Origin of the sequence: Corynebacterium sp. UMB9976 (assembly GCF_030212265.1) — a bacterium.
Lineage (GTDB): Bacteria > Actinomycetota > Actinomycetes > Mycobacteriales > Mycobacteriaceae > Corynebacterium.
In genome coordinates this window covers 195,451-218,858 of record NZ_JASODY010000001.1, presented here as the reverse complement: position 1 = coordinate 218,858, position 23,408 = coordinate 195,451, and the positions used below count along the sequence as shown (strand labels likewise).

23 protein-coding genes are annotated in these 23,408 nt (G+C 63.8%); 15 read left to right on the top strand and 8 right to left on the bottom strand.

Going from position 1 to position 23,408, the window contains the following annotated elements; all coding sequences use genetic code 11:
* Window positions 1-144 precede the first annotated feature (144 nt).
* The 3 genes from dtd to QP140_RS01035 all read right to left on the bottom strand — a co-directional run bounded on the left by dtd (window position 145) and on the right by QP140_RS01035 (window position 2,948).
* Window positions 145-612, bottom strand: coding sequence for a D-aminoacyl-tRNA deacylase (dtd, locus tag QP140_RS01045; RefSeq protein WP_070759002.1), 468 nt, complete (start codon window positions 610-612; stop codon window positions 145-147).
* A 10-nt stretch (window positions 613-622) separates the two neighbouring features.
* Window positions 623-2,332, bottom strand: a complete 1,710-nt coding sequence (locus tag QP140_RS01040; protein WP_284757585.1) for a DUF7782 domain-containing protein — start codon at window positions 2,330-2,332, stop codon at window positions 623-625.
* Window positions 2,333-2,477: 145 nt separating this feature from the next.
* Window positions 2,478-2,948, bottom strand: a complete 471-nt coding sequence (locus tag QP140_RS01035) for a DUF3099 domain-containing protein (RefSeq protein WP_070760719.1) — start codon at window positions 2,946-2,948, stop codon at window positions 2,478-2,480.
* A gap of 60 nt (window positions 2,949-3,008) precedes the next feature.
* Between QP140_RS01035 and QP140_RS01030 the strand changes: the two genes are divergently transcribed.
* The 3 genes from QP140_RS01030 to QP140_RS01020 all read left to right on the top strand — a co-directional run bounded on the left by QP140_RS01030 (window position 3,009) and on the right by QP140_RS01020 (window position 5,438).
* A complete protein-coding gene (locus tag QP140_RS01030; RefSeq protein ID WP_284757582.1) occupies window positions 3,009-3,251 on the top strand; it encodes a DUF3039 domain-containing protein in 243 nt (80 codons plus the stop codon).
* 12 nt (window positions 3,252-3,263) lie between these two features.
* Window positions 3,264-5,000: a DEAD/DEAH box helicase gene (locus tag QP140_RS01025; protein ID WP_284757580.1), complete on the top strand. Its 1,737-nt coding sequence runs from the start codon at window positions 3,264-3,266 to the stop codon at window positions 4,998-5,000.
* A 78-nt stretch (window positions 5,001-5,078) separates the two neighbouring features.
* The gene (locus QP140_RS01020; protein ID WP_246818088.1) at window positions 5,079-5,438 is read left to right on the top strand and encodes a DUF308 domain-containing protein; all 360 of its coding nucleotides are present in this window, start codon (window positions 5,079-5,081) and stop codon (window positions 5,436-5,438) included.
* A gap of 87 nt (window positions 5,439-5,525) precedes the next feature.
* On the opposite strand, the gene QP140_RS01015 is transcribed toward QP140_RS01020, so the two are convergent.
* Together QP140_RS01015 and QP140_RS01010 are read right to left on the bottom strand one after the other, a co-directional pair.
* Window positions 5,526-7,154 (bottom strand): RNA polymerase sigma factor, encoded by a 1,629-nt coding sequence (locus QP140_RS01015; RefSeq protein WP_284757578.1) that lies wholly within the window; start codon window positions 7,152-7,154, stop codon window positions 5,526-5,528.
* 354 nt (window positions 7,155-7,508) lie between these two features.
* Window positions 7,509-8,414 (bottom strand): ROK family protein, encoded by a 906-nt coding sequence (locus QP140_RS01010; protein ID WP_284757577.1) that lies wholly within the window; start codon window positions 8,412-8,414, stop codon window positions 7,509-7,511.
* Window positions 8,415-8,422: 8 nt separating this feature from the next.
* Here QP140_RS01010 and QP140_RS01005 point away from each other — a divergent pair, with 8 nt between their 5' ends.
* Window positions 8,423-9,475 (top strand): inositol monophosphatase family protein, encoded by a 1,053-nt coding sequence (locus QP140_RS01005; protein ID WP_442874959.1) that lies wholly within the window; start codon window positions 8,423-8,425, stop codon window positions 9,473-9,475.
* Between the two features lie 185 nt (window positions 9,476-9,660).
* On the top strand, window positions 9,661-9,960 hold the full coding sequence (locus tag QP140_RS01000) for a DUF4193 domain-containing protein (protein ID WP_070758995.1): 300 nt from the start codon (window positions 9,661-9,663) through the stop codon (window positions 9,958-9,960).
* A 67-nt stretch (window positions 9,961-10,027) separates the two neighbouring features.
* Here the strand turns inward: QP140_RS01000 and QP140_RS00995 are convergent, their stop codons facing one another.
* Window positions 10,028-10,549, bottom strand: coding sequence for a DUF3093 domain-containing protein (locus QP140_RS00995; RefSeq protein WP_070758994.1), 522 nt, complete (start codon window positions 10,547-10,549; stop codon window positions 10,028-10,030).
* A gap of 221 nt (window positions 10,550-10,770) precedes the next feature.
* Between QP140_RS00995 and dut the strand changes: the two genes are divergently transcribed.
* The 8 genes from dut (at window position 10,771) to QP140_RS00955 (ending at window position 19,476) form a co-directional block, all read left to right on the top strand.
* Complete coding sequence (dut, locus tag QP140_RS00990; protein WP_070758993.1) at window positions 10,771-11,220, top strand: dUTP diphosphatase; 450 nt, start codon at window positions 10,771-10,773, stop codon at window positions 11,218-11,220.
* A 115-nt stretch (window positions 11,221-11,335) separates the two neighbouring features.
* Window positions 11,336-12,082 carry a DUF3710 domain-containing protein gene (locus QP140_RS00985; RefSeq protein ID WP_284757572.1) on the top strand — a complete coding sequence of 249 codons (747 nt, stop codon included), beginning with the start codon at window positions 11,336-11,338 and terminating at the stop codon, window positions 12,080-12,082.
* Window positions 12,075-13,325: a class I SAM-dependent RNA methyltransferase gene (locus QP140_RS00980; protein WP_284757570.1), complete on the top strand. Its 1,251-nt coding sequence runs from the start codon at window positions 12,075-12,077 to the stop codon at window positions 13,323-13,325. The genes QP140_RS00985 and QP140_RS00980 overlap by 8 nt, the downstream gene beginning before the upstream one ends.
* A 70-nt stretch (window positions 13,326-13,395) precedes the next feature.
* A complete protein-coding gene (dxs, locus tag QP140_RS00975) occupies window positions 13,396-15,285 on the top strand; it encodes a 1-deoxy-D-xylulose-5-phosphate synthase (RefSeq protein WP_284757568.1) in 1,890 nt (629 codons plus the stop codon).
* A gap of 223 nt (window positions 15,286-15,508) precedes the next feature.
* A complete protein-coding gene (locus QP140_RS00970; RefSeq protein WP_284757566.1) occupies window positions 15,509-16,468 on the top strand; it encodes a siderophore ABC transporter substrate-binding protein in 960 nt (319 codons plus the stop codon).
* A gap of 139 nt (window positions 16,469-16,607) precedes the next feature.
* A complete protein-coding gene (locus QP140_RS00965; protein WP_284757565.1) occupies window positions 16,608-17,702 on the top strand; it encodes an iron chelate uptake ABC transporter family permease subunit in 1,095 nt (364 codons plus the stop codon).
* Window positions 17,703-17,794: 92 nt separating this feature from the next.
* Window positions 17,795-18,724 (top strand): iron chelate uptake ABC transporter family permease subunit, encoded by a 930-nt coding sequence (locus QP140_RS00960; RefSeq protein WP_246818084.1) that lies wholly within the window; start codon window positions 17,795-17,797, stop codon window positions 18,722-18,724.
* The gene (locus QP140_RS00955; RefSeq protein WP_070758986.1) at window positions 18,721-19,476 is read left to right on the top strand and encodes an iron ABC transporter ATP-binding protein; all 756 of its coding nucleotides are present in this window, start codon (window positions 18,721-18,723) and stop codon (window positions 19,474-19,476) included. Before QP140_RS00960 ends, QP140_RS00955 begins: the two co-directional genes overlap by 4 nt.
* A gap of 114 nt (window positions 19,477-19,590) precedes the next feature.
* Here QP140_RS00955 and QP140_RS00950 read toward each other — a convergent pair whose 3' ends face one another.
* Window positions 19,591-20,259 carry a DUF3000 domain-containing protein gene (locus QP140_RS00950; RefSeq protein ID WP_442874973.1) on the bottom strand — a complete coding sequence of 223 codons (669 nt, stop codon included), beginning with the start codon at window positions 20,257-20,259 and terminating at the stop codon, window positions 19,591-19,593.
* Window positions 20,260-20,375: 116 nt separating this feature from the next.
* Here QP140_RS00950 and hemE point away from each other — a divergent pair, with 116 nt between their 5' ends.
* Entirely contained in the window at window positions 20,376-21,497 is a 1,122-nt protein-coding gene (gene hemE / locus QP140_RS00945; RefSeq protein WP_284757563.1) for a uroporphyrinogen decarboxylase, read from the top strand.
* Window positions 21,494-22,897, top strand: coding sequence for a protoporphyrinogen oxidase (gene hemG / locus QP140_RS00940; RefSeq protein WP_070760688.1), 1,404 nt, complete (start codon window positions 21,494-21,496; stop codon window positions 22,895-22,897). Before hemE ends, hemG begins: the two co-directional genes overlap by 4 nt.
* A 93-nt stretch (window positions 22,898-22,990) precedes the next feature.
* Here the strand turns inward: hemG and msrB are convergent, their stop codons facing one another.
* Window positions 22,991-23,401 (bottom strand): peptide-methionine (R)-S-oxide reductase MsrB, encoded by a 411-nt coding sequence (gene msrB, locus QP140_RS00935; RefSeq protein WP_148811721.1) that lies wholly within the window; start codon window positions 23,399-23,401, stop codon window positions 22,991-22,993.
* Between the last annotated feature and the right edge of the window lie 7 nt (window positions 23,402-23,408).

Below are 23,408 nucleotides of genomic sequence, written 5' to 3'. Positions count from 1 at the left end.
GGGCATCCGACGGGGCGCTATTTTTGAGGCGCTAATACAACCAACGGCCAGAACCCGGATTTTGTTCCCAGACCCAACTCCATGGTCGGGGCGAAGAACGCTTGCACCCCACAAACGGGGCTAGCTACCCCAAGCATCGCCGACCTAACACTCGACCAACACGGTATAAGGTCCCTCGTTGACCGAGCTGACCTGCATATCCGCCCCGAACTCGCCAGTTTCAACGTGGATCCCACGGTCCCGAAGCCCCTGGACGATGCTCTCAATCACCGGTTCCGCAGCCGGACCCGGCATCGCCTCCGACCAGCTGGGGCGCCGCCCCCGCTTCGTCTTGCCCATCAGGGTGAACTGGCTGACCACCAGCACGGAACCGCCCACCTCCTCAACCGACAGATCCCGTTGACCACCCCACGGCTCACCCGAGGCGGGGAACAACCGCAGCTCGGCGATCTTGCGCACCATCGTCTCCCAGGCGTCGGCGTCGTCGTCCTTGCCGCTGCCGATGAGGGCAAGCAACGCCGGACCGGAGACCTCACCGACCCGACGGACCTCACCGGATTCATCTCGGACGTCGACGCTGGCCTGACTCACCGTGCTGATAACTGCCTTCATGGTTCTCCTCTTAACTTTCTGCCCAGTCGACCAGACCGCTCGGCAATACGATGCCGTGGCGAACAAGGTCGACGATGATCCCCAGCATCCTCTCCGCCAGGACTTCCTCATAATCTTCGCCTGCAGCAGCCAGGTCCTCGCCCTCGGCAGGCCCGGTCACAGCCGCATAGAGACCCAGCACATCCTCCAGGGCCAAGCCCTCCGGATTCAGGCCCGCGAGAATCGACTCCACCGCGGCATCGATCTCATGCGTCCACGCCGGACCGTCTGTCCTGGCCAGGCGCAGACACAGCTCCCGGAACCCCTGCCCGGCCTCCGCATCGGCCTGCCGAACCAACTCGGTGGCCACCCCCGGGCGCACGGCAAAACGCTCGCCCAGGACATCCTCGGCGGAGACATCGGCCAGCCACTGACTACGGATGAACCACTCCGCCACGTCAGCACCCAGCGGGGTACCCGGCACCATGGTGTCGGGCAACTGCTCGACGGTGACCTCAGTGGGTCCATCAATCGCACGCAGGTGGGCGAAACCCAAGGCAATATGGCTGACCCCGTTCTCAGCCAGGTAGTGAAGCCACTGCCCGGCCTTCCGCCGGCCCGCTGGGGAGCGTGGGTCAATACCTTCGTCGCTCAGCCACGTCGTCACGTAGGTCTCCGGGTCCACGTATTCCCGCACGAGGCCGTAGGCACGCACCCCCTCCGTCGGCAGCCAACGCCCCATCTTCGACGCCACGGAATCCTCGGCGGACACCGCCCAAGAACACAGAATATGCGCCGTGCCGCCGGGGGAGAGATGCTCAGGAGCGTGGGAGACCACGAGCTCGGTCGCGCGGTCCAAGCCCAGCCCAGAATCGCGGTAAACATGCCCGACCTCCGGGGGCTGGACCACAAAAGGCGGATTCGACACGATGAGGTCGAAGCGCTCACCCGCCACGGGCTCGAACCAGGAACCCTCTCGCCACTCGATGCCGCTCGCGGGGGCTGCCTCAGCCGTGGAGAACTCGCCTCGTGCCTGACCCAGCTGAGCGCCATTGACCGCGGCGAAGTCCAATGCTCGGCCACTAATATCCGTCCCCACCACCTGCGCCTCGGGGTAGGCCAACTGCAAGGCCAGGCTCAGCGCCCCACCACCGCAACCCAGGTCCAGGATCCGCCGCGGGGAGGGCAGCCACGGATTGTCCGTCGGCGGGATGACCCGAAGCAACGACCGCGGAGCGTTACCCAGGCCCGGTACGTGATCGTCCGCGGTGGGCTCCTGCGGCCACAGGCCAGCGTCCGGATCCGACGCGAGCAGGAATTCTCCACTCAGGCCTGATGCATCGCCATCCGCATCACCGAACAGGTGAGGGAAAGAGTACGGGCGGATATCCACCCGCAACTGCAGCTCATCCGCACTGCCGGGCAAGGAGTTGATCAGGCGGGCGTCGATGGCACGCCGGGTGAGGTCAGTGCCGATGACTTCCTGCCACGTCGCAAGGGCAGCTGGTTCCCGTAAGACGAAGAGCTCCACCAGTTGGGCTGCGTTTGTGGCGTCTGGGGAGTCGCCCCGGCCATGGGTGCGGACCGCGCGCAGCGCTCCGGCAGGATTGGCGAGGTTGAGGGCGAGGAGACCGGGCTCGCCGAGGACGTCCTCGAGCAGGGTGGTGCTGAGTCCGCGTTCACGGGCAACGGCGAGCAGGCCACCGAGAGCCTCGCGGGCGGGCTGGGAGGTGAGTTGCATGCTGGAAGGGTGGGTTGTCACTGCGGGGTGTGCCTTCTTGTCTCGGTCGTGGTTGGGGAACGGGCTCTGCATGCCGCCGGTACAGCATTGGTCTCGTCAAGGGCGCTGGGGCAGTCGCAAGCTGTACGCCCAGGTGATGGCCGGGCTAGTCCTCGGACTCGTGGTCGATGACGGGGTGGCGGTCGGTGGAGTCCACCTCGTTGGGCTCCAGCTGTCGCTGTGGGCTCGTTGCCTGGGAGAGCTGGGAATTGGCCATCGCCGCCCGGTTGGCCCGCACGAGGCCAGGCTTATAGACCTTTTCCGACTCCTTCGTGGCTTCCCCGGACTCGTTGGCGAGCATGACCGCAACCCAGGGCAGCGGAACACTGATGAACGCCACGATCGCACCCACAATGATGTTATTGGTGACCCACAGCAGGATCACGGCCAGGACAAGCACCGGGATGCGTGCAATCTGTAGCCCCAAATAGAGGCGACGCCGGTGGTGCCAGTCCTCCAGCTGCGACTTCCTCGCGTCGGTGATCCGATCGACCCGCTTGCCAGGGCGGCGGAAACGGCGCGCCCCGGTGGCTGAACTGCCCCGGGCGCGACCGGCACGTTTCTCTGCTGCTGACATACCGTCTACGGTAGTACGAGAGTCAACTGTGGGAAGCCCTCAGGGGCAAGATGGAGGATTGTGAGCGCCACGAGCACCAGCACGCTGGAACGTCCGAAGGTCGATGAGCAGGAGCAGCCCCAGGACGACACCCCAAAGTTTTTCCACTACGTCAAGAAGGACCAGATCGTGGAGTCAGCGGTCATGGGCCGGTTGGTGGTTGCACTGTGCGGTGAGACCTTCCCGGTGACCAAGCAGGCAAAACCGGGCTCCCCGGTGTGCCCAGAGTGCGAGGAAATTTACCAGAGCCTGCGTAAGAAGTAGGTCCGATACAAGGTGAAAAGAACCCTCCGTGCCTGGCAGCAGGAGGCCCTGGACCTCTACCAGGAGCAGCAGCCACGGGACTTCCTTGCGGTCGCAACCCCGGGTGCCGGTAAGACCACCTTCGCCCTGACGCTGGCGTCGATGTTGCTGGAGAAACGCGTTGTCCAGCGACTCGTCATCGTGGTTCCCACCGAGCACCTGAAGGTCCAGTGGGCGCTCTCCGCCGCTGCCATGGGGATTGCTCTCGACGCTGAGTTTTCCAACTCTTCGCCGTTTAACAACTCCTTCGACGGCGTGGCCGTGACCTATGCCCAGGTTGGTATGAAGCCCACCAAGCACTATCAGGTAGCCACCGCCCAAAAGACCCTGGTGATCCTCGACGAGATCCACCACGCAGGTGACGCGAAGAGCTGGGGAGACGGCGTTCGCTTGGCCTATGCCCACGCTGAGCGCCGGCTGGCGCTGACCGGTACCCCGTTCCGCTCCGACGATGCGCAAATCCCTTTCGTGGACTACATCGAGGTGCCGGGCACAGACGGCGCGCTGGAATCGCGTGCGGACTATACCTACGGCTACTCGGAGGCCCTGCGCGACGGCGTGGTTCGGCCGGTAGTCTTCATGGCCTACTCCGGCCACGCCCGGTGGCGTTCCAGCGCGGGCGAGGAGTTCGAGGCTCGGCTGGGTGAGTCCCTCACCCCGGAGCAGACCGCCCGTGCGTGGCGGACGGCGCTGGACCCGAAGGGGGAGTGGATCCCCGCGGTCTTAAAGGCTGCTCATACCCGCCTGCTGAAGCTGCGCACCCACATCCCGGACGCCGGCGGTCTCGTCATCGCGACCGATAAGACGACCGCCCGCGCCTACGCCAAGATCCTGTCGACGATCAGCAGCACCCCAGTCACCGTCGTCCTTTCCGACGAGGTCGGTGCCTCCGACCGCATTAAGGAATTCTCCGCCAGCCAGGACGAATGGATGGTCGCGGTGCGCATGGTTTCGGAGGGTGTGGACGTGCCCCGCCTGGCGGTGGGTGTTTATGCCACGAGCGCTGCGACGCCGCTGTTCTTCGCCCAGGCGATCGGTCGTTTCGTCCGTTCCCGCCGTAAGGGCGAGTCCGCCAGCGTGTTCCTGCCCAGCGTGCCGGTGCTGTTGGACCTGGCGTCCAAGCTGGAAAAGCAGCGCAACCACGTGCTGGGCGCGCCGAAGAAGGACGAGGAAGGCTGGGATGATGAGCTGCTGGCCCAGGCTAATCGCGAGGAGAACGAGCCGGACGAGCTGACGACCTACGAGTCCATCGGCGCGGAGGCCGAGCTGGATTCCTTGATTTACGACGGCTCGACCTACGGCACGACCACCCTGGCCGGTTCCGCGGAGGAACAGGACTACCTTGGTCTTCCAGGCCTGTTGGATGCGGAGCAGATGCGCACCCTGTTGAAGCAGCGCCAGGCCGACCAGGTCGAGGCACGCGCCCGCGAAGCTGAGGAGCGCAAGCGTCGGGAGGCCGAAGAGCGTCGCAACGGCGGGGCTGCCGGTGGGATGAGCGGTGCAGAGGCGCACCGTCGCCGCGTGGCCAGCGAGGAGCTGCCGGCCCTGCGCAAGGAGCTCAACGCGCTGGTGAACATGACCGCGGCACGAACCGGTAGACCACAGGGGGCGATCCACAACGAGGCGCGCCGCAACTGCGGTGGCCCTCCGACGGCGTTGTGCACTGCTGAGCAGCTGCGAGACCGCATCGCCTACCTGCGCGACTGGTAGGCTATGCCCTCATGCCGGGTACACCGCAGCCCGGGAAGGGCTATTAGATAAATTCCGAGAAAGGATCGTTGAGGCGAGATGGCGAAGAAGAATCCAGCTGGTGGCCAGCCGGCCGTACCGGCCCGCGCACCCCAGGTAGCCAGCCGGATGTCGCTGGCCGCACTGATCCTGGGTGTGCTTGCCCTCCCGGCTGGCCTGCTCCCGCTGATCGGCATTTTCGTGGCGATGATTGCGCTGGTCGTGGCGATCGTTGCCCTCATCCGCGCGAACCGCCACGGCACGGCGCGAACCTACCCCATCGCAGGCCTCGTGCTCGCGATCCTCGCGATGGGTCTTGCGCTGATCACCACGAAGGTGGCCACCGAGTTTCCGGAACAGTGCCAGGGACTCAGCGACGAGGAGCTGACCCAGTGCGTCAAGGAGCACCGCGAAAACTAGGGGACAGATAGAGATAAAAACAACCGCCGGGTTTCCCGGCGGTTGTTTTCTTTTCCGGCCCCGCTAATGGCGGGCTCGGCGTGTGGGTTAGTCCAGGTAGTCCCGCAGAACCTGGGAGCGGGATGGGTGGCGCAGTTTGGACATCGTCTTCGACTCGATCTGTCGGATGCGCTCGCGGGTCACGCCGTAAACCTGGCCGATCTCGTCCAGGGTGCGCGGCATGCCGTCGGTCAGGCCGAAGCGGAGCTTCACCACGCCGGCCTCACGCTCGGACAGGGTGTGAAGGACGTCCTGCAGCTGATCCTGCAGCAGCGTGAAGGAGACCGCGTCTACCGCGATGACCGCCTCGGAGTCCTCGATGAAGTCTCCCAGCTGGGAATCGCCCTCGTCGCCGATGGTCTGGTCCAGGGAGATTGGCTCGCGCGCGTACTGCTGGATCTCCAGCACCTTGTCGACCGTGATGTCCATCTCGCGGGCGAGTTCCTCCGGGGTGGGCTCGCGACCAAGGTCCTGCAGCAGCTCGCGCTGAATGCGGCCGAGTTTGTTGATGACCTCCACCATGTGAACCGGGATGCGGATCGTGCGCGCCTGGTCAGCCATCGCGCGGGTGATCGCCTGGCGGATCCACCAGGTGGCGTAGGTGGAGAACTTATAGCCCTTGGAGTAGTCGAACTTCTCCACCGCGCGGATCAGGCCCAGGTTGCCCTCCTGGATCAGATCCAGGAAGGCCATGCCACGGCCGGTGTAGCGCTTGGCCAGGGAGACCACGAGGCGCAGGTTCGCCTCCAGCAGGTGGTTCTTCGCCTTGCGGCCGTCGCGGTCGATCTCGCGCAGGTCGCGACGGTTCATGGGGGAGAGGCGCTCGCCGGACTCCTTGATCTGCTTCAGCCGGTAGTTCGCGTACAGGCCAGCCTCGATGCGCTTGGCCAGCGAGACCTCCTGCTCTGCGTTCAGCAGCGCGACCTTACCGATTTGCTTCAGGTAGGCGCGGACGGAGTCTGCCGAGGCGGTCAGGGCTGCGTCGCGGCGGGCCTGGCGCAGGGCGGCGGACTCGTCCTCGTCCCACACGCTGTCGTCGCGACCGTCCTTCGAGGTCGAGGACTCCTCTTCGTCGTCGTCCTCGTCTTCTTCCTCGTCGTCGGCGTCGTCCTCATCCTCGAGGTCGTCGTCCAGGTCTTCGTCGAGGTCCTCATCCAGGTCCTCGTCGATGTCCTCCAGATCCGGTTCGACGTCGTGGTCGAACTCGTCGTCGACGTCCTCCGGATCCTCGCTGGCGGTGACCTCGGCGTCCTTATTCTTCGCCTCGATCTGCTCCTGCTTCTTCGCAGCAGCCGTCGCCTTGGTCGCCTTCCGTGCGGTCTTCTTGGCTGTCTTCTTCGCCGTCTTTTTAGCGGTCTTCTTAGCAGCCTTCTTGGCGGTCTTTTTCGCCGCCTTCTTCGCGACCTTGCGGGTAGTCTTCTTGGCCGCCTTCTTTGCGGTCTTCTTCGCGACCTTCTTCGGCTCTTCGGCTGCATCCTCCGACGGAGACGCCGCCGTGTCTGCGGTGGCAGGTGCAGCCGTGGTCTTCTTCGCGGCGGTGGCGCTCGTTACCTTACGGGCCGTGCGCTTGACCGCCTTACGGGCCGTCTTCTTGGCGACTTTCCGTGCAGCAGTGCCAGACGTCCCGCTTGCGTCCTGGACGCTATCACCGCTGGTGGTCGAGTCTTGAGAAGCCACAGAAGCCCTTTCGGTCGGGGATTGTTGCAACGTACGGGTGCGACCGCCGGGAAGAGCCGACGAGCGCGCTGTACGTTTAGGAAGGTCACCCGCTTGGGGGTTTTCCTACCAGTCGCTATCCAAACTACGTTTGCTCGCCGTTTCCTGGTGGATAGCGACCAGGAAACGACGCATTCAGTTCTACTCGCCAGCATACGTTCACCAACGAGTTCGTGTCGGTGGCGTACAACCGACCCGGTTCACCGGACGGTGTTCTACTGGGGGAGCAGTTTCTCTGAGCAGCTGAAAGGCTGCCTCTGGCGCTCAAGCGCCCAACGGCCGACCATTATAGCCAAGCTTTATTACTCATGCCGTCTAGGGGCGTAGGTCCCAGGCAGCGGCGAGCCCTGCTCCGATGACCCCGGCGCTGTTGAAGTGGCGAGCGATGCTCACCCGGACCGAAGACTCCTCGAGGTTAAGCATCGGCAGCCACCGTTCTGCCTCGGCGGAAACTCCGCCACCGAGGATCAGCTCCTGGGGGCGCAGCAGTGCGACATAGGTATTGAGTACTGTGCTCAACCGGGCCGCCCACTCGGGGAACGTGAGGTTTTGGCGTGCCTTCACCGCGGCCGAGGCCCAATGCTCCGCAGCACTGGGGGAGCCGTCGTCGGTCAACACGGTCAGGTGACCCAGCTCGGTATTGGGGTACAGCCTCGCGCCGCGGAAGAGAGCAGAGCCGATCCCAGTGCCCAAGGTTAGGAAAAGCCGGCTGTATTCCGGGTCGGCCGCCTCGACGGCGCTAAACGGACCGCATTCAGAGATCCCAGCAGCGTCGGCGTCGTTGAGGAAGAACCACTCCACCTGGAGGGAGGAAGACCCCGATGTGCCACCCGATAACGCCTGTCGCAGGGCGTCGTCGAAAAGCGCAGCGGGACGGGTACCGACCCACGACGGTGCGATATTCGCTGCGGTGCGTGCCTCCTGGTTGGTGACCACGCTGGGAATGGCGACGCCGATCCGCAGCGCACGGAACCCGCCTGGGCCAGCAGGCGTGGTGAGCTCCGCGCCCACCTCCTGGGCGAGTACCTGCGTTGCGAGAGCTGCGGCGGCGCCAGCAACCCTCTCGGGCGTGGCCGGTTGGGGAGTAGGGGCGGTGAATCTTTCCCCGACGAGGCAGTGGGAGCGGGTGTCGACGAAGCCTGCTTTGATCGCGGACCCACCGACGTCGATTCCCACGGTGATTCCGGCCCATTCGGCGCTACTAGCCTGCTCGGTGCTCATGGGTCTGAATGCTACACATCAGTGGTATCTGTGGAGGCATGACCGAGACCTTGTTGCTTGATAAAACCACCACCGACCACGCTCCGGCGGTAATCCCCGGCGGGGCGAGCGTTCACGAGCTGCAAGCCGCGGCTGAAGAGGTCGCGGCACTCGCCGCTGCCTTGGTGTTGCGCACTCGCCGGGAACGCACCGATGGTGAGGCGGTGGCGGGCTCCATCATCGAGCTGATGGGTTCGGCGATGCCGGTGGCTCAGACCAAGTCTTCCGCAGTCGACCCCGTCACCGAAGCAGACCGCGGCGCGGAGACGTTCATCCGCGAGTGGCTGCATCACAGGTTCCCGCAGGCCACCGTGATCGGCGAGGAGGAGGGAGCGGATAGTTCTGCCCCCGCTGCAGGATCCTTGGGTGCCGATCCTGGGGACTCTGCAGGGCCAAGGCTGGAGTGGATCGTGGATCCGATCGACGGCACCGTCAATTTCGTCTACGGGATTCCCGCCTTCGCTGTGTCGGTGGCAGCTGCCCTCGACGGGGTGCCGGTAGCTGGCGCGGTCGTGGACGCCGCCCATGGCCATGTCTTCGGCGCCTGTGTCGGCGGCCCCGCGACAGTCGCTCCCGTTGATTTGAGGACCGAGGAGGCAGTCGTCGGTGAACGCAAGAACATCAGTCGGCAGGAGGCACGAAAGGACGCTGCACAGGCGCTCGTGGCGACCGGTTTTTCCTACGACGCTGAACGCCGTCAGCGGCAGGCACGCGTGCTGGGCGCCGTACTGCCCCACGTGCGGGACATCCGACGCCTGGGCTCCGCCGCGCTCGACCTCTGCATGGTGGCCAGCGGTCAGGTGGACGGTTACTACGAGCACGGGCTTAACGGCTGGGACTTCGCTGCCGGGGCGTTGATTGCTGCCCGGGCGGGCGCAACCGTGGTTACCCCCACGCTGAACTACACGGCGGAGAGCGGGCTGCCCATCATCGCTGGAGTGCCGGGGGTGCAGGAAGAACTCGAAAAAATGCTGCTGAGCCAGGGTGCAGGGGGTAGCATCGAGCAACTTTCTTTGCCCTGAGTATGGGGGAGGTGACAAGTGTGCACCTCATGGCCTAATATCCGCGTTCAGCACACATGAGGCGCCCTCGACTAGGGGCCGAATGGCTGCCGTGAAGAATGGGCTTGTGGCCCGCGATACGGCAGGTGGCGGGGATCCCGCCCAAGAACTGATGAGCATCATCCGAGGAGTGTGGGAGGACAACGATGGCCACGGACTACGATGCACCACGGCGAAGCGACGAGGAAGAGCTGGAGACCGATTCTCTCGAAGGCTTGAAGGCCGCTGAGAAGGCGGAGCCAGCGATCTCGGACACCGACGATGGCGAAATCGTGGAACCCTTCGAACTGCCGATGGAGGAAGTCTCCGGCGAGGAACTGTCCACCACGGTCACGCCAAAGCAGAACGACGAGTTCACCTGCTCCGAGTGCTTCCTCGTGCAGCACCGCAGCCGTATCGGTGAGAAGATCAGCGATACCGAGTTCATCTGCATCGACTGCGCTTAAGACATAAAAAGACCCGGCCTGTGGGTGTAACACCGAGCAGACCGGGAGCGCGGAGGCGCTGGGAACCCTAGTAAATGGGCCTTCCCAGCGCCTCCAGCAGTTCCTGGGGGTTCTTGCTGGAGACCAGCCAGTAGGGGGTGGGATCCAACGGGTCATCGAGCACGAGCATCGCCATCGTCGGAATCCAGCCCTTGTGAATGACGAAAGCGGCAGGATCGAGCTGGCGTCCCAACGCAGCTTGCTTCGCGGTGGGCGGGATGACCAGCGTGCGGTCGACCACGGAGGCCGGTAGCTGGGCGTCTCCCGCGCGGATGATCCTGCCACCCTGGGAGTCTTCCACGACCTCGACCTTCGTCCGAGAAAGCGCGATGAGCCCCCAGGCCGCGAGGGCAGCCGCGATCACGCCCGCCACGATCGACCACCACCAGTCGCGTCCCATTTGAGCCTGCCAAGCGATGATAGCCACCACGCCGGCGGCGACGAGCCACCAGGACAGCGGAACGCGCTGGGTCTCGCTGTACAGCACCCGCGTGCCCGTCGCCTCGTCGGTCTTCGCCGGTGGGGTCGATGCTCCGTTCGCAGCGTCCATGTCTCGCAGAGTGCTCCTCGTCTACATGTGGATCTTTACCCGGGCCCGGCCTCGCAGGCGGTGAGGCGCCATACCGAGCCGTTATTGGGTGGCAATTACCGGCCACCATCTTACCCACACACCATCAGGTGTTCCGAAGCCGCCGTGGCTCCCACCAAGGAGGAGACTTTCCTGCAGCGGGCCGATAACGAGATGGGAACGACCTTGTAGAGTGGAGCCTCATGAGCAGCCCGTTGGAAATTTTTCAGATTGATCCATCTCTCCCGCTACCGAACCGGGCACACCCCGAAGATGCGGGCATCGATCTTTACTCCGCCGAGGACATCACCTTGAACCCCGGGCAGCGCAGCCTGGTGGGGACGGGCATTGCGATGGCGGTGCCGGTCGGCAAGGTTGGTCTGGTTCACCCGCGCAGCGGACTGGCGGTGAAGAAGGGATTGTCGATCGTTAATGCGCCCGGCACCATCGATGCGGGATATCGGGGGGAGGTCAAGGTCAACCTGATCAACCTTGACCCGCAAGAAACAATCAGCATCAGCCGGGGTGAACGCATCGCTCAGCTGCTCATTCAGGAGGTCAGCCTCTGCGACGTCGTGGCTGTGGACAGCATTGAGCAACTCGGGGAGACCGCCCGCGGAAGTGGTGGCCACGGCTCCACCGGCACGCGTTGATGCGGGGTCGGGGCAGCTGGTCCCGATAGCCGATTGGGTTTAATTTCCAGCTTTTAAACCCCAACGGTGGCGCTAGCCAGCGCCGCGTTGGCAAGTGCGGAAGGAATGTTTAAAAATGTGGCCATTTTCTAAGAAGAAAAACGAACCCAGCGGTGCAGATCCAAGCGCACCTCAGAGCCAGGCCGAGCAGGAGGTCTCCGACGCGGCGGAAAACGCCGCAGGCGGACCGGGAGACGCTGACCAACCCGTCCAGGGTGAGGACTTTGGGCCCTTCGACGGGGACACGCTGGACTACCGTGAATACAATTTCAGCGATTTCGCCAAGGGCGGGCTCGACCTGGGGTCCATGATGATCCCGGTCCCACACGAGGCCGAGGTACAGGTGGAGATGGGCGATGATGGCCCGCAAATGCTCCACATCCTCACCCCCTTCGGCCGGGTCACCCCGGTGGCCTTCGCCGCCCCAACCACCGGCGAACTCTGGGATAACACGGTGCCGACCCTCATCGAGGGCATGGCAGCCGACGGGCTGGAGGCAACCACCGAGGAAGGCCCCTGGGGCGCGGAGATCGTTGCAGAGTCCGGTGAGGGCACACTCCGAGTTATCGGGGCGACCGGCCCGCGATGGATGCTGCGCATGACGCTCGCCGGCCCACAGGAGGCAGCTGAGCAGATGGCGGCGCTGGGCCGTGAGATCATCGCCCGCACCTTCGTTGTTCGCGGCACGGACCCAATCCCTGCCGGCGATCCGTTGCCGGTTCAGCTGCCGCAGGCCATGGTTGAGGAGCTGGCGCGACACCTGCAGGAGCAGCAGAATGCCCCGGCACAGCAGCAGGATCCCAACGAGGGCGGCAATGACTAGCCCGGAGACCATCACTCTGGATCTGGATCAACCCGGCCACCGAGGTGTGGTCATCGGCCAGCACGACGGACAGATCGTTTTTGTTCGCGGCGGGTTGCCCGGGGAGAAGGGGGTCGAGGTTGCGCTGGACCCGGCTAAAAAGAACGGCAAGCAAAGATTCCGTACTGGTCAAGCGCTAACTATTGACCAGCCGAGCCCGCACCGGGTGGCTGGGCAATGCGACGCTGCTGAGGCCGGAGCTGGTTGCTGCGATCTCGACTTCGTTGATGCCCACGGTTCACTGGAATTTAAGCAGGCGGTGGTCATCGACCAGTTCCGGCGCCTCGCGAAGTTCGAGCTGCCGCAGGAATTCCTCGATGCTCATGTTCACGCGACGAGCCTATGGCCTTTTACCCACTACCGCCACCGCGTACGCCTCGGCGTCGACGCGGAAGGGCAGGCCGGGTTGCGGAAGCCGAAGAGCAATGAGATCGTCCCGCTGGCTGAGGTGGAGTGCTCCCAATGGTTGCCCGGGCTGACCGACGGTGTTGCCGGGCTCAATCCCAGCCCACACAGCGAGGTTGTGGTGGGTGTCGGTCGCGACGGTAAGCGTTCCGTCGTGGAGCTCAAGAAGACCCGACGTGGCCGGAAACGCCGTGTTCTCGACGGCGATGGCGATGTGCTGCATTCGCACCTCGGCGTGAGCTGGAAGGTGCCGGTGGACGCGTTCTGGCAGTCTCACATCCAAGCCAGCGCTTATTACGCCCGCTGGGTCGCCGACCGGCTGAACGGGGAGCTGCACACCGTGTGGGATCTCTACGGTGGCTGCGGTGCTCTGTCCGCGGGCCTGCTGGGCTCCGCTCGCAATGTTGAGATTGTGGACGTCGCGAGCAGCGCAACTCGTGCTGGACAGGAAGCCTTCGCTGCAGCCCGGGAAGCTGGCTCAGAAGGGACGGACACGGCCGTTCGGTTCCGCAGCAGCGACGTCGGCGCGTGGCTGGAGGACCTCGAGGAGGTCGCAGACCTGGACGCCGTCGTTCTCGACCCGCCACGTACGGGGGCGGGGGCCGCCGTCATTCAGAACATCGCGCAGCACCGCCCACCGCGGGTGATTCACATCGGCTGCGACCCCGCCACGGCAGCCCGCGACGCGGGTCTGTGGCGAGACGCGGGTTATGAGTTGCGCGAGATGGAGATCGTCGACGCTTTCGGGTTGACCCATCACGTCGAAACACTGATGTACTTCGAGGCGGCGGGCGAATAACGCTGAAGGCGGTGTCCCCACTAAGATGGGGCCAGCGAATTCAATGTGGGATGGAGAGAAACTGAGTTCAATGGGAATCCTTGAAAATATTTCCTCACCAGCGGATCTGAAGATGCTCGATGAGGGCAAGCTGGATCAGCTGGCGCGGGAGATTCGGGAGTTTTTGATTGAAAAAGTTTCCGCGACCGGCGGACACTTGGGTCCGAACCTCGGTGTCGTCGAGCTGACGATGGCGCTGCACCGGGTCTTCGACTCGCCGTCCGACCCCCTGATCTTCGATACGGGACACCAGGCGTACGTGCACAAGATCCTCACGGGGCGCCGCGATCTCTTCGACACGCTGCGACAGAAGGACGGCCTGTCGGGCTACCCTGACCGCGCGGAAAGCCCGCATGACTGGACCGAGTCCTCCCACGCCTCGGCATCCCTTTCTTATGCCGACGGGCTGGCCAAGGCCTTCGAGCTCAGCGGCCAGTCTCACCGTCACGTCGCGGCTGTCGTTGGTGATGGGGCACTCACAGGTGGCATGTGCTGGGAGGCGCTGAACAACATCGCCACCGGCAAGAAGCGCTCGATCGTCATCGTCGTCAACGACAATGGGCGTTCCTACTCGCCGACCATCGGCGGGCTGGCGGAGAACCTCGCTGCACTTCGCTTGCAGCCTGCCTACGACAAGGTCATGGAGTCCGGGAAAAACACCCTCGGCCGCATGGGCTGGGTTGGGGACCGTGCATTCCAGCTGATTTCCGGTCTCAAGGAAGGGGTCAAGCACTCCATCCTCCCGCAGGAAATGTTCTCCGACCTGGGGCTGAAGTACATCGGTCCGGTTGATGGCCACGATATCGGCCAGGTGGAGAACGCACTGCGTTACGCCAAGGACTACGGTGGCCCCGTCATCGTCCACACGATCACCCACAAGGGCAAGGGCTTCGACCCTGCGGAGAACGACGAAGCTGATCAGATGCACGCCACGGGTGTGATCGACCCAGTCACCGGTGTGCCGAAGGAAGCCTCGAAGCCTGGCTGGACCCAGGTGTTCTCCTCCCACCTCATCGAGCAGGCGGGGGAGAGGGATGACGTCGTGGCGATCACCGCCGCGATGGCTGGCCCCACTGGACTCGCTGAGTTTGGTGAGGTCTTTCCGCAGCGCACCTTCGATGTCGGCATCGCAGAACAGCATGCCGTCACCTCCGCGGCTGGCCTTGCCTTGGGCGGCTTGCACCCGGTTGTTGCGGTGTATTCGACCTTCCTCAACCGCGCCTTCGACCAGATGCTGATGGATGTCGGTTTGCTGGGGCTGGGCGTGACCTTTGTGCTGGATCGCGCTGGCATTACCGGCCCGGATGGTGCCAGCCACAACGGTATGTGGGACATGTCCATCACCGGAATTGTGCCGGGGATTCATGTCGCTGCCCCGCGCGACGGAGCGCAACTGCGCTCGGCGCTGGACCGGTGCCTCGATGTTGACGACGCCCCCACCGTCGTGCGCTTCCCGAAGGGCAGCGTTCCGGCAGACATTCCTGCCCTGCGGCAGGAGGAGAGCTACGACGTCCTGTTCGACCACCGCACGACCGATGGGGACGGCGTGAAGAAGCTGCTGGTGATTAACTACGGCGCGCTCGTGGGGCAGTCCCGGGCGGCAGCTGAGGCGGCCAAGGCGAAGGGCTGGGAGTCTGCGGTCGTGGATCCACACTGGGTCTACCCGGTCTCCGAGGAACTCGTCGAGCTCGCCAGCGATGCCGACCTAGTGGTGACGGTCGAGGATAACGGTATCCACGGCGGGGCCGGTTCTGCGCTGCAGGCGGCGTTGAGCGCTGCAGAGGTTGATACACCGGTGCGTTTGCTCGCGGTGCCACAGGAGTACCTGGCGCACGCATCGCGGGGAGAAGTGCTCGAGGAAGTGGGCCTCGATGTGGCATCCGTGGAGGAGCGCGTGACGGGGTGGCTCGACCGCTTCTAGTGGCTTTTACCCCCTGTTCACCCGCCAACGGGGGTAATTAGAAACAATAAAGTTGCCTAAATCCGCGAAGGGCTCAATTTAGGCTTGCCTATCTTCACTGTCTTTGACAGTATCTAGGGGGACTTAGGGCAAGCTAACCTTGCTTGTTCGGTCAACTTTCGGAATAATACCGGCCGTATCTGCCTGCAGAGGCGGACCGGGACGAACTAGGAAGAGCAAAAGATTGAAGATCTCCCACGCACTCGTTGCAGCAGCTGCCGGATTCTCTCTGATCCTCACGGGCTGCGCAGCCGAGGACAACTCCGCCGAGAATAACTCCGCGTCCAGCCAGCAGAATAACGCGGATCGCACCTACACCCTCGAGGCCGAAAATGGCACCGTCGAGCTGGAATCCGAGCCGAAGCGCATCGTCGTCCTCGACTACGCTTCCCTGGACACCCTGGCAGCGCTGGGAGAGAAGGACCGCGTCGTGTCCACCGCCAAGGCTGCTACCATGCCGAAGGCTGCAGAGGGGATCGAGGCTAACGCTGGTTCTCTGAAGGAGCCGGACATGGAAGCCATCGCCGCAGCAGATCCGGATCTGATCCTCATCGGCGGTCGTCAGGCGAAGATGCTCAAGGAGTTCGAGAAGATCGCCCCGACCGCGAACATGACGATCAACTACGATCACTACACGATCGAGAGCAATCTGGAGCGCGTCGAGGCCCTGGGCAAGCTCTTCGGCAAGGAGGCCGAAGCGAAGGAGAAGGCTGACGAGATCCGCGAGCGCGTGAAGAAGATCTCCGAGTCCGTTCCGGCTGATAAGAAGGAAGCCGCCGTCTTGATGACCAACGGTGGCGAGATCAGCCTCTACGGTGCGGATTCCCGCTTCGGCCTGGTCTTCAACGACCTGGGCTTCACCCCGGCAGGCGGCATCAAGAGCGATAGCGCCCACGGCGAGAACGCTTCCTTCGAGCTGCTGAAGAAGATCAACCCGAAGACCATGTTCGTTCTCGACCGCGACGCAGCGATCGGCCAGGAGGGCCACTCCGCTAAGGCCACCCTCGACAACGAGCTGGTCAAGCAGACGGATGCGGCCAAGGAAGACCGGATCTACATGCTGAGCGGTGCTGACTGGTACCTCAACGGTGGCGGCATCGACGGCATGAACAACATGCTCGACGATATCGAGCAGGCACTCTAATAAAACAATGACCGCGCCACGGGCACCCGGGGCGCGGTTCAATCACGTAACTAGCGAGCGAGACGGTAGTAGGAGAGTAGCGAGCAAGATGGGTACCAACGGTTCCGTGAGCACCCTAACGAGGCAGGCAGGGGCTCCCTTGTCACATGCCCCGCAGACCTCGTACCGGGATCAGGTCGGTGCTCAGCGCGCCGCTGCCGACACCGCTGCGGGGAGCAATTCCGCGGCAACAGCCGAATACACAGACCAGAAAGCGCGTCGTTCGCGCGGCCCCGTCTATGCCATGATCCTCGCGGGCGTTCTCGTTCTACTCTCGCTGCTCAGCCTGATGCTGGGGGCTGCGGATGCGGATTCCTCGGTTGTCGCAGTTTCCCGTATCCCGCGCACTCTCGCTGCCTTGCTGGCCGGATCCGCGTTGGCCATGGGCGGGCTGATTATGCAACTGCTGGCACGCAACCGCTTCGTCGAAGCCTCTACCGTCGGCTCCACGGAGTCCGCGATGGCAGGACTGCTGGCCATCGCGCTACTGCTCCCCGGTGCCCCGATGTGGGCGAAGCTCGGGATGGCCAGCCTCACCGCGCTCATCGGCACGATCGGATTCCTGTTTATCGTGTCCCGCATCAAGGTGCGGACCGGGTTCACGGTTCCGCTGGTCGGTATCATTTACGGTGGCATTATTGGCGCCGCCACCACGTTTTTTGCATACTCCTTCGACCTGCTGCAGAGCCTCGGCGCGTGGCAGCTCGGATCTTTCGCAGGCGTGCTCCGTGGCCGCTACGAGCTCCTATGGCTCGTCGCAGTGCTCGCCCTCGCAGCCTATGTCCTCGCTGACCGGTTGACTCTGCTCGGCCTGGGCCACGACCTGGCTAAGGGAGTGGGCGTCCGCGTCAAGCTCGTCGAGTACTCTGCCATCGTCATCGTGGCTGTCATCGCGGCTGTCACCGTCACCGTCGTGGGTGCTATCCCGTTCATCGGGCTGATCGTCCCGAACCTGGTTCGCGCACGCATTGGTGACAACGCCCGCAAGGCACTGCCTTGGGTCGCGGCCTGCGGCGCAGTCATGACGCTGGGCGGGGACATTCTGAGCCGCGTCATCCGTTACCCATACGAAATCCCGGTGGGTACCGTTCTTGGCGTGCTGGGTGCTGCCGTATTCCTCTACATCTTGATTCGCGGGGCTCGCATCCAGAACTCAACGAAGCCAAAGCTGTTCCGTCGCGCTCGTCGCGGCTAACGATAGTAAGGAAAGGTTAGCTTTTGCTGGGACGCGTGACACACGCATCGAGCACGAAGCGGGATGATTCGAAAAGGCCACGGCGCACGTTCGTGGCGGTACTCCTCATTACCGTAGCGCTGCTAGGCCTGTTCATCTTGTGGCAGCTTCCCCGCGCCTGGGGTTTTGTACTGCCCATGCGGTTGACCACCGTCGGCGCGCTCGCTGTGGCCGGGATTACCGCTGGCGTATCCACCGTGGTCTTTCACACACTGACCCGGAACCATATTTTGACCCCGGGCCTGATCGGTTTCGATTCAATTTATGTGCTGATCAACACGCTGATCGTGTTTTTCCTCGGCAGCGGTGCGCTGAGTGGCATGCACCCCATCGCGGGCTTCGTGCTGAATACGGTGATCATGGTCGTTTTTGCCGTAGTTGTGTTCAGCCCCCTGGTGACATCGACGACGATGACCCTGGACGTTCTGCTGCTCATTGGTGTGGTGTGCGGGATCTTCTTTAGGTCGCTGGCCGGACTTCTGCAGAAGATGATCGACCCCAATGAGTACCAGGTGCTGCAGGATGCCTTCTTTGCATCCTTCACCGGTATCGACCGGCCGCTGTTGGTCTTTACACTGCTGGTGACGATCGTTGTCTGCGCCTGGATCTGGCATAAACGCCATGTGCTCGATGTCATGGCGCTGGGGAAAGAGACGTCCATTGGCCTGGGCGTGGGGTACCGCAAGGAAAGCCTGCTCCTGCTCGCCGCGATCACCATCCTGGTAGCAGCCTCCACCGCGCTGGTCGGCCCGATCCTGTTCTTAGGGCTCATTGTCGCGCACCTGGCTTACCGGGCGACGGGTACGACCCGGCATACCTGGACCCTCCCGGTTGCTGCTCTGTTCGGCGTTTCCTCCCTCGTGGGCGCGCAGTTTATTCTGGGCCAGATTCTTGGCTACGGCACCACCGTCTCCGTGCTGATTGAATTTGTGGGCGGTATTTTGTTCCTGTTCCTGCTCTTGCGGAAGGAGAAACTCAAGTGATTGAGACCAAGCAACTCAGCAAACGCTACGGTGATTCGCTGGTTCTGGATCACGTCGACCTTCGTATCCCCGAGGGCGGAGTCACCAGCATTATCGGAGCCAACGGAGCAGGAAAATCCACCCTGCTGACTGCGATCGCGCGCCTGATCGACGCCGACGGTGGCACCGCGGAGGTCGCGGGAATGGACGTATACGCCACGGACACCCGAGAGCTCGCGAAGATTCTCGCGGTCCTCCGGCAGGAAAACCACACCTTGAGCCGAATTCGGGTGAGGGAGCTGGTGGCTTTCGGACGCTTCCCGCATTCCCGTGGCCGGCTCACGGCCGAGTGCGAAGAAGCCGTCGATGCGGCGATTGAGTCGATGGAACTCGGTGAGATCGCCGATAAGTTCATCGACGAGCTCTCCGGCGGACAGCGCCAGCGCGCCTTCGTTGCGATGGTGCTCGCCCAGGACACCGAATACATCCTGCTGGACGAGCCGCTGAACAACCTCGACATGAAGCACTCCGTGTCGATGATGCGCACGATTAAGGCTGCCGCCCACGAGCAGGGCCGCACCGTCGTCATCGTCATTCACGACATCAACATGGCCGCTGCGTTCTCCGACCGGCTTGTTGCAATGAAGAACGGCAAGGTCCACACCACGGGGACGCCGGAGGAAGTCATGACCGAGGAGACGCTCAGCAGCCTCTATGACTTTCCCGTTCAGGTCGAGCGGATCCACGGTCGACCGACCGCCATCTACTACTAGAGGCAGATGGGATAAAACCAACCCCGGCCTTGCAGCGATAACCTGCAGGGGCCGGGGTTGAATATTTGCATTCGCGCCGCCTGTCGACGCGAACAGAACGAGCGTGAGGTGAGCCTAGAAGCGCGGCAGCTGCGAGACACCCTCCGGCGGAAGGCCAGCGACGTTCGCCAAGACATTCGCGAAGGCCTGGACGTGGCCTTCCAGATCAACGCCTGTCGCGGTCCAGGACGCACGCATCTCCAGCTGGAAGGCGCGCGGTGGCCCACCGATCTCGCCGTAGCGTACGGAGGCCGTGGAGGTGACGGTGCCACCGAGGTCGGAGTACTCGGCACCAGGGCCACCAAGCTCCTCGGTAAGCCAGTCCCACGCGACCTCGGGCAGCAGCGGGTCGGACGCGACGTCGGCGTCCATATCTGCCTGGATATAGGCGACCATGCGCATCTTGGCTCCCTGCCACGGCTCCTCGCCGTGCGGGTCGTGGAGAAGAATGAGCCGGCCGAAGGCATCCCCGGCGGCCACCGTGCCATCTGGCTCTTCCTGCGAGGCAATTCGGTCGGCCAGATTCACCTGGCTGATCTCCAGGCCGATCGCGTGGCTGAGTGGCGCGAGGTTACGCGGTGGCCGAATCTCCGCGATGGTGATGCCCGAGCGCAGGGGTGCCTCCGACATCGACTTCACGGCGTGCTCGAAATACTCCGGCGTCTGTTCAGGCTCCGCCTCGGGGGTGCGGACCCCGAGCGCGGTCGCTCCCGGACGCTGGTGATTGTCTTTCGCGTTGTTCAGCTCATTCACAATGTCTAAACCTAGCCTTTAAGGTTTTTGATGGGGCGTGCCACGCCGAGGGAAGCCCAAGAAGACCGCCATTACCACCTGCCGGTTATTTGGGGATAGCTGGCATAATGGGAGCCATGACTAATGAGTTGTTGACGCCCGATCTCGCTGCAGCCTCCGCCGCCCGACGCGCCGATGCGGACGCCCCGTACCTGGTGGCGGTGCGTGGCGAGAAGCCATCCCGCCGACCTGTGTGGATGATGCGCCAGGCCGGCCGCTCCCTGCCGGAATACCGCAAGGTTCGCGAGGGCATTCCGATGCTGGATTCCTGCTTCATGCCGGATCTGCTCGCTGAGATCACCATGCAGCCCGTCGTTCGCCACGATGCCGATGCTGCGATTCTTTTCAGCGACATCGTTGTCCCGCTGAAGGCCGCCGGGATGGACGTCGAGATCGTCGCTGGGCGCGGTCCAGTCATGGGGGAGGCGGTGCGCACCGCCGAGCAGATCGCGAACATCCCGGACCTCGAGCCCGACCAGCTCGGCCCGATCGTGGAGGGCATCGGGCAGATCCTCGAGCGCCTGCGCACGGACCAGGTACTCATTGGTTTCGCGGGAGCTCCGTTCACGGTAGCTAGCTACTTGATCGAGGGTGGGCCGTCGAAGAACCATGAGGTCACCAAGGCGATGATGTACGCCGAGCCACAGTTGTGGCACGAGCTCATGGAAAAGCTTAGCCCGATGATCGCGCACTTCCTCCAGGCGCAGATCGAGGCCGGCGTGGACGCAATCCAGCTTTTCGACTCCTGGGCAGGCTTCCTCACCGCCCGCGATTACCGGGAGTACGTCGCCCCGTATTCCCAGAAGATCCTCGATGCGGTGCGGCCGTACGGTATCCCAATGACGCACTTCGGTGTCGGCACTGGCGAGTTGCTGGTCGACCTGGCGAAGGTTGGTCCGGATGTGGTGGGCGTGGACTGGCGCGTGCCGATGAACGTCGCCGCGAAGCGGGTGCAGGAGGCGCTGCCAGACCAGACCCCGAAGGTTTATCAGGGAAACCTCGACCCGGCGGTGCTCTTTGCAGGCCGTGACGTGATCCGCGAGCACGTGCAGCGGATCGCCGCCGAAGCCGATGAGGCCATCGAATTGGGCTATTCCCGGGGCCACATCTTTAACCTTGGCCACGGTGTGATGCCACACACGGACGCCGACGCCATCACCGCAGCCTTCGAGGAGGTTCACAACTCATGACCACGGCGCGAAAGCCACGCATTGCCGTTATCGGCGGCGGGATCGCCGGAGTCAGCGCGGTCTGGCAGCTGCGCCAACAGCTCGGGGATCGCGCCCAGCTGATGCTCGCCGAGGCCTACGGGCGCCTGGGCGGGAAGCTAAAGACGGTGCGCTTTTCCACCGGTCCCGTGGATATGGGAGCCGAGGCGTTCCTGAGCTTCGACCAGCCGTTCATGGAACTGATCGACAAGCTGGGAATGAGCTCCGAGCTACGCACCCCCTCTACGGCGCGCTCGTCCTTCCTGGTGGATGGCAAGTTCGTTGACATCCCGCGGGAGACCCTGATGGGCATTCCTGTCTCGGCTGATGCGGTGTCCGAGATCCTCAGCCCTGCGGAAGCTGCCCGGCTGGATGCTGAGCGCGATGGCCAGCCGATGACGTGGAACGCGGGCGACGACACCACCGTGGGCACGCTCGTTGAGGCCCGGTTGGGCAAGGCTGTGGTGGATAAGCTGGTCTCCCCGCTTCTGGGTGGGGTGTACTCCTGCAGCGCCTACGATCTCGGTGTGCGGGCAACCCTGCCACAGCTGGCGGCGGCACTGGATCGCGCAGGCGAGGGAGGTCAGGGCTTCTTCCTGCTCGACGTGGTGGAAGATCTGCTGGCGAAGCGTCGGGCCACTGCGGTGGGCGGTGGGGGATCACCGTTCCGCTCCTTCGACAAGGGCTACCGCAGCCTGATCGAGGAGATGATGCGCCAGGCCGACCCCGAGCTGATCCTGAACTCCGCTGTTGAGTCTCTCGGTCGGACCTCGGACGGCCGGTGGGTGATTGATCCACTGGGGACGGTGGACGCCGTCGTCGTCGCGACCTCCGCGCCGACCGCGTCCGTCATCTTGGAGGACGCTGCGCCGGTGGCGGCGGAGGCACTGGGCAGCGTGGAACTCTCGAGCTCTGCGGTGGTGGGTATGCGCTTTGCCTCTGACCACGGTATTCCCGAGCGCTCCGGCGTGCTGCTGGGATCCAACTCGGGCACCGCGGCGAAAGCCTTCACCTTCAGCTCCAAGAAGTGGCCGCACCTCGCCCAGGGCGGTGGGGCCTTCGTCCGCGCCTCCTTCGGCACCAAGGACGAGCCCTGGTACGTCGACGCTAGCGATCGGGCTCTGTTGGCTTACGCCCTGGAGGACCTGGAGCGGGTTACGGGCGAGCGGAAGACTCCGGAGGAGATCTTCGTGCAGCGCTGGCATGGCGGGATCCCGTGCTACGGGGTTAAGCACGCCGAGAAGATGTCGCAGGTACTGGATGACGTAGCCGGGGTGCCACGTCTCGCGGTCGCTGGTTCGATGCTCCGCGGCGTCGGGGTGCCGGCTACCGTTGCGACCGGGATCGCTGCGGCGGATAAGATTATTGCCGACTTGGGTTAAGGCCCACGCTGCGCGAAAGCAGTGAGCGACTAAAGCCGGGCGCAGCCCCTGAGGACGGGGCTGCACCCGGCTTTTCTTCGGGGAGTGGTTGGGCTAAAGCTGGCGGGGCTCGAGGGTCATCGCGATGCTATTGATGCAGTAGCGCAGGTCGGTGGGCGTATCGTAGCCTTCGCCCTCAAAGACGTGTCCCAGGTGGCCGTGGCAGGTCGCGCAGAGAACCTCTACGCGGCGCATGCCGAGGCTCAGATCTTCTCGCAGAACAACCGCATCGCTATCAGCTGGGTCGAAGAAGCTCGGCCAGCCGCAACCAGAGTGGAATTTCTCCGAGGAACGGAAGAGCTCGGAGCCACAGCCGCGGCAACGGTAGACACCCTCGGTTTCGGTATCGACGTACTCGCCGGTGTGGGGGCGCTCGGTGCCAGCCAGTCGCAGCACCTGAAACTCCTCGGGATTGAGGCGCTGGCGCCACTGCTCGTTAGTAAGATTCTGGAAATCTTCGGTCATTGGAAAA

Coding starts and splice junctions, on each gene's coding strand:
- dtd (WP_070759002.1), bottom strand. CDS start 612: ATGAAGGCAGTTATCAGCACGGTGAGTCAGGCCAGCGTCGACGTCCGA.
- QP140_RS01040 (WP_284757585.1), bottom strand. CDS start 2,332: ATGCAACTCACCTCCCAGCCCGCCCGCGAGGCTCTCGGTGGCCTGCTC.
- QP140_RS01035 (WP_070760719.1), bottom strand. CDS start 2,948: ATGTCAGCAGCAGAGAAACGTGCCGGTCGCGCCCGGGGCAGTTCAGCC.
- QP140_RS01020 (WP_246818088.1), top strand. CDS start 5,079: ATGGCGAAGAAGAATCCAGCTGGTGGCCAGCCGGCCGTACCGGCCCGC.
- QP140_RS01010 (WP_284757577.1), bottom strand. CDS start 8,414: ATGAGCACCGAGCAGGCTAGTAGCGCCGAATGGGCCGGAATCACCGTG.
- QP140_RS01005 (WP_442874959.1), top strand. CDS start 8,423: ATGCTACACATCAGTGGTATCTGTGGAGGCATGACCGAGACCTTGTTG.
- QP140_RS01000 (WP_070758995.1), top strand. CDS start 9,661: ATGGCCACGGACTACGATGCACCACGGCGAAGCGACGAGGAAGAGCTG.
- QP140_RS00995 (WP_070758994.1), bottom strand. CDS start 10,549: ATGGACGCTGCGAACGGAGCATCGACCCCACCGGCGAAGACCGACGAG.
- dut (WP_070758993.1), top strand. CDS start 10,771: ATGAGCAGCCCGTTGGAAATTTTTCAGATTGATCCATCTCTCCCGCTA.
- QP140_RS00985 (WP_284757572.1), top strand. CDS start 11,336: ATGTGGCCATTTTCTAAGAAGAAAAACGAACCCAGCGGTGCAGATCCA.
- QP140_RS00980 (WP_284757570.1), top strand. CDS start 12,075: ATGACTAGCCCGGAGACCATCACTCTGGATCTGGATCAACCCGGCCAC.
- dxs (WP_284757568.1), top strand. CDS start 13,396: ATGGGAATCCTTGAAAATATTTCCTCACCAGCGGATCTGAAGATGCTC.
- hemE (WP_284757563.1), top strand. CDS start 20,376: ATGGGAGCCATGACTAATGAGTTGTTGACGCCCGATCTCGCTGCAGCC.
- hemG (WP_070760688.1), top strand. CDS start 21,494: ATGACCACGGCGCGAAAGCCACGCATTGCCGTTATCGGCGGCGGGATC.
- msrB (WP_148811721.1), bottom strand. CDS start 23,401: ATGACCGAAGATTTCCAGAATCTTACTAACGAGCAGTGGCGCCAGCGC.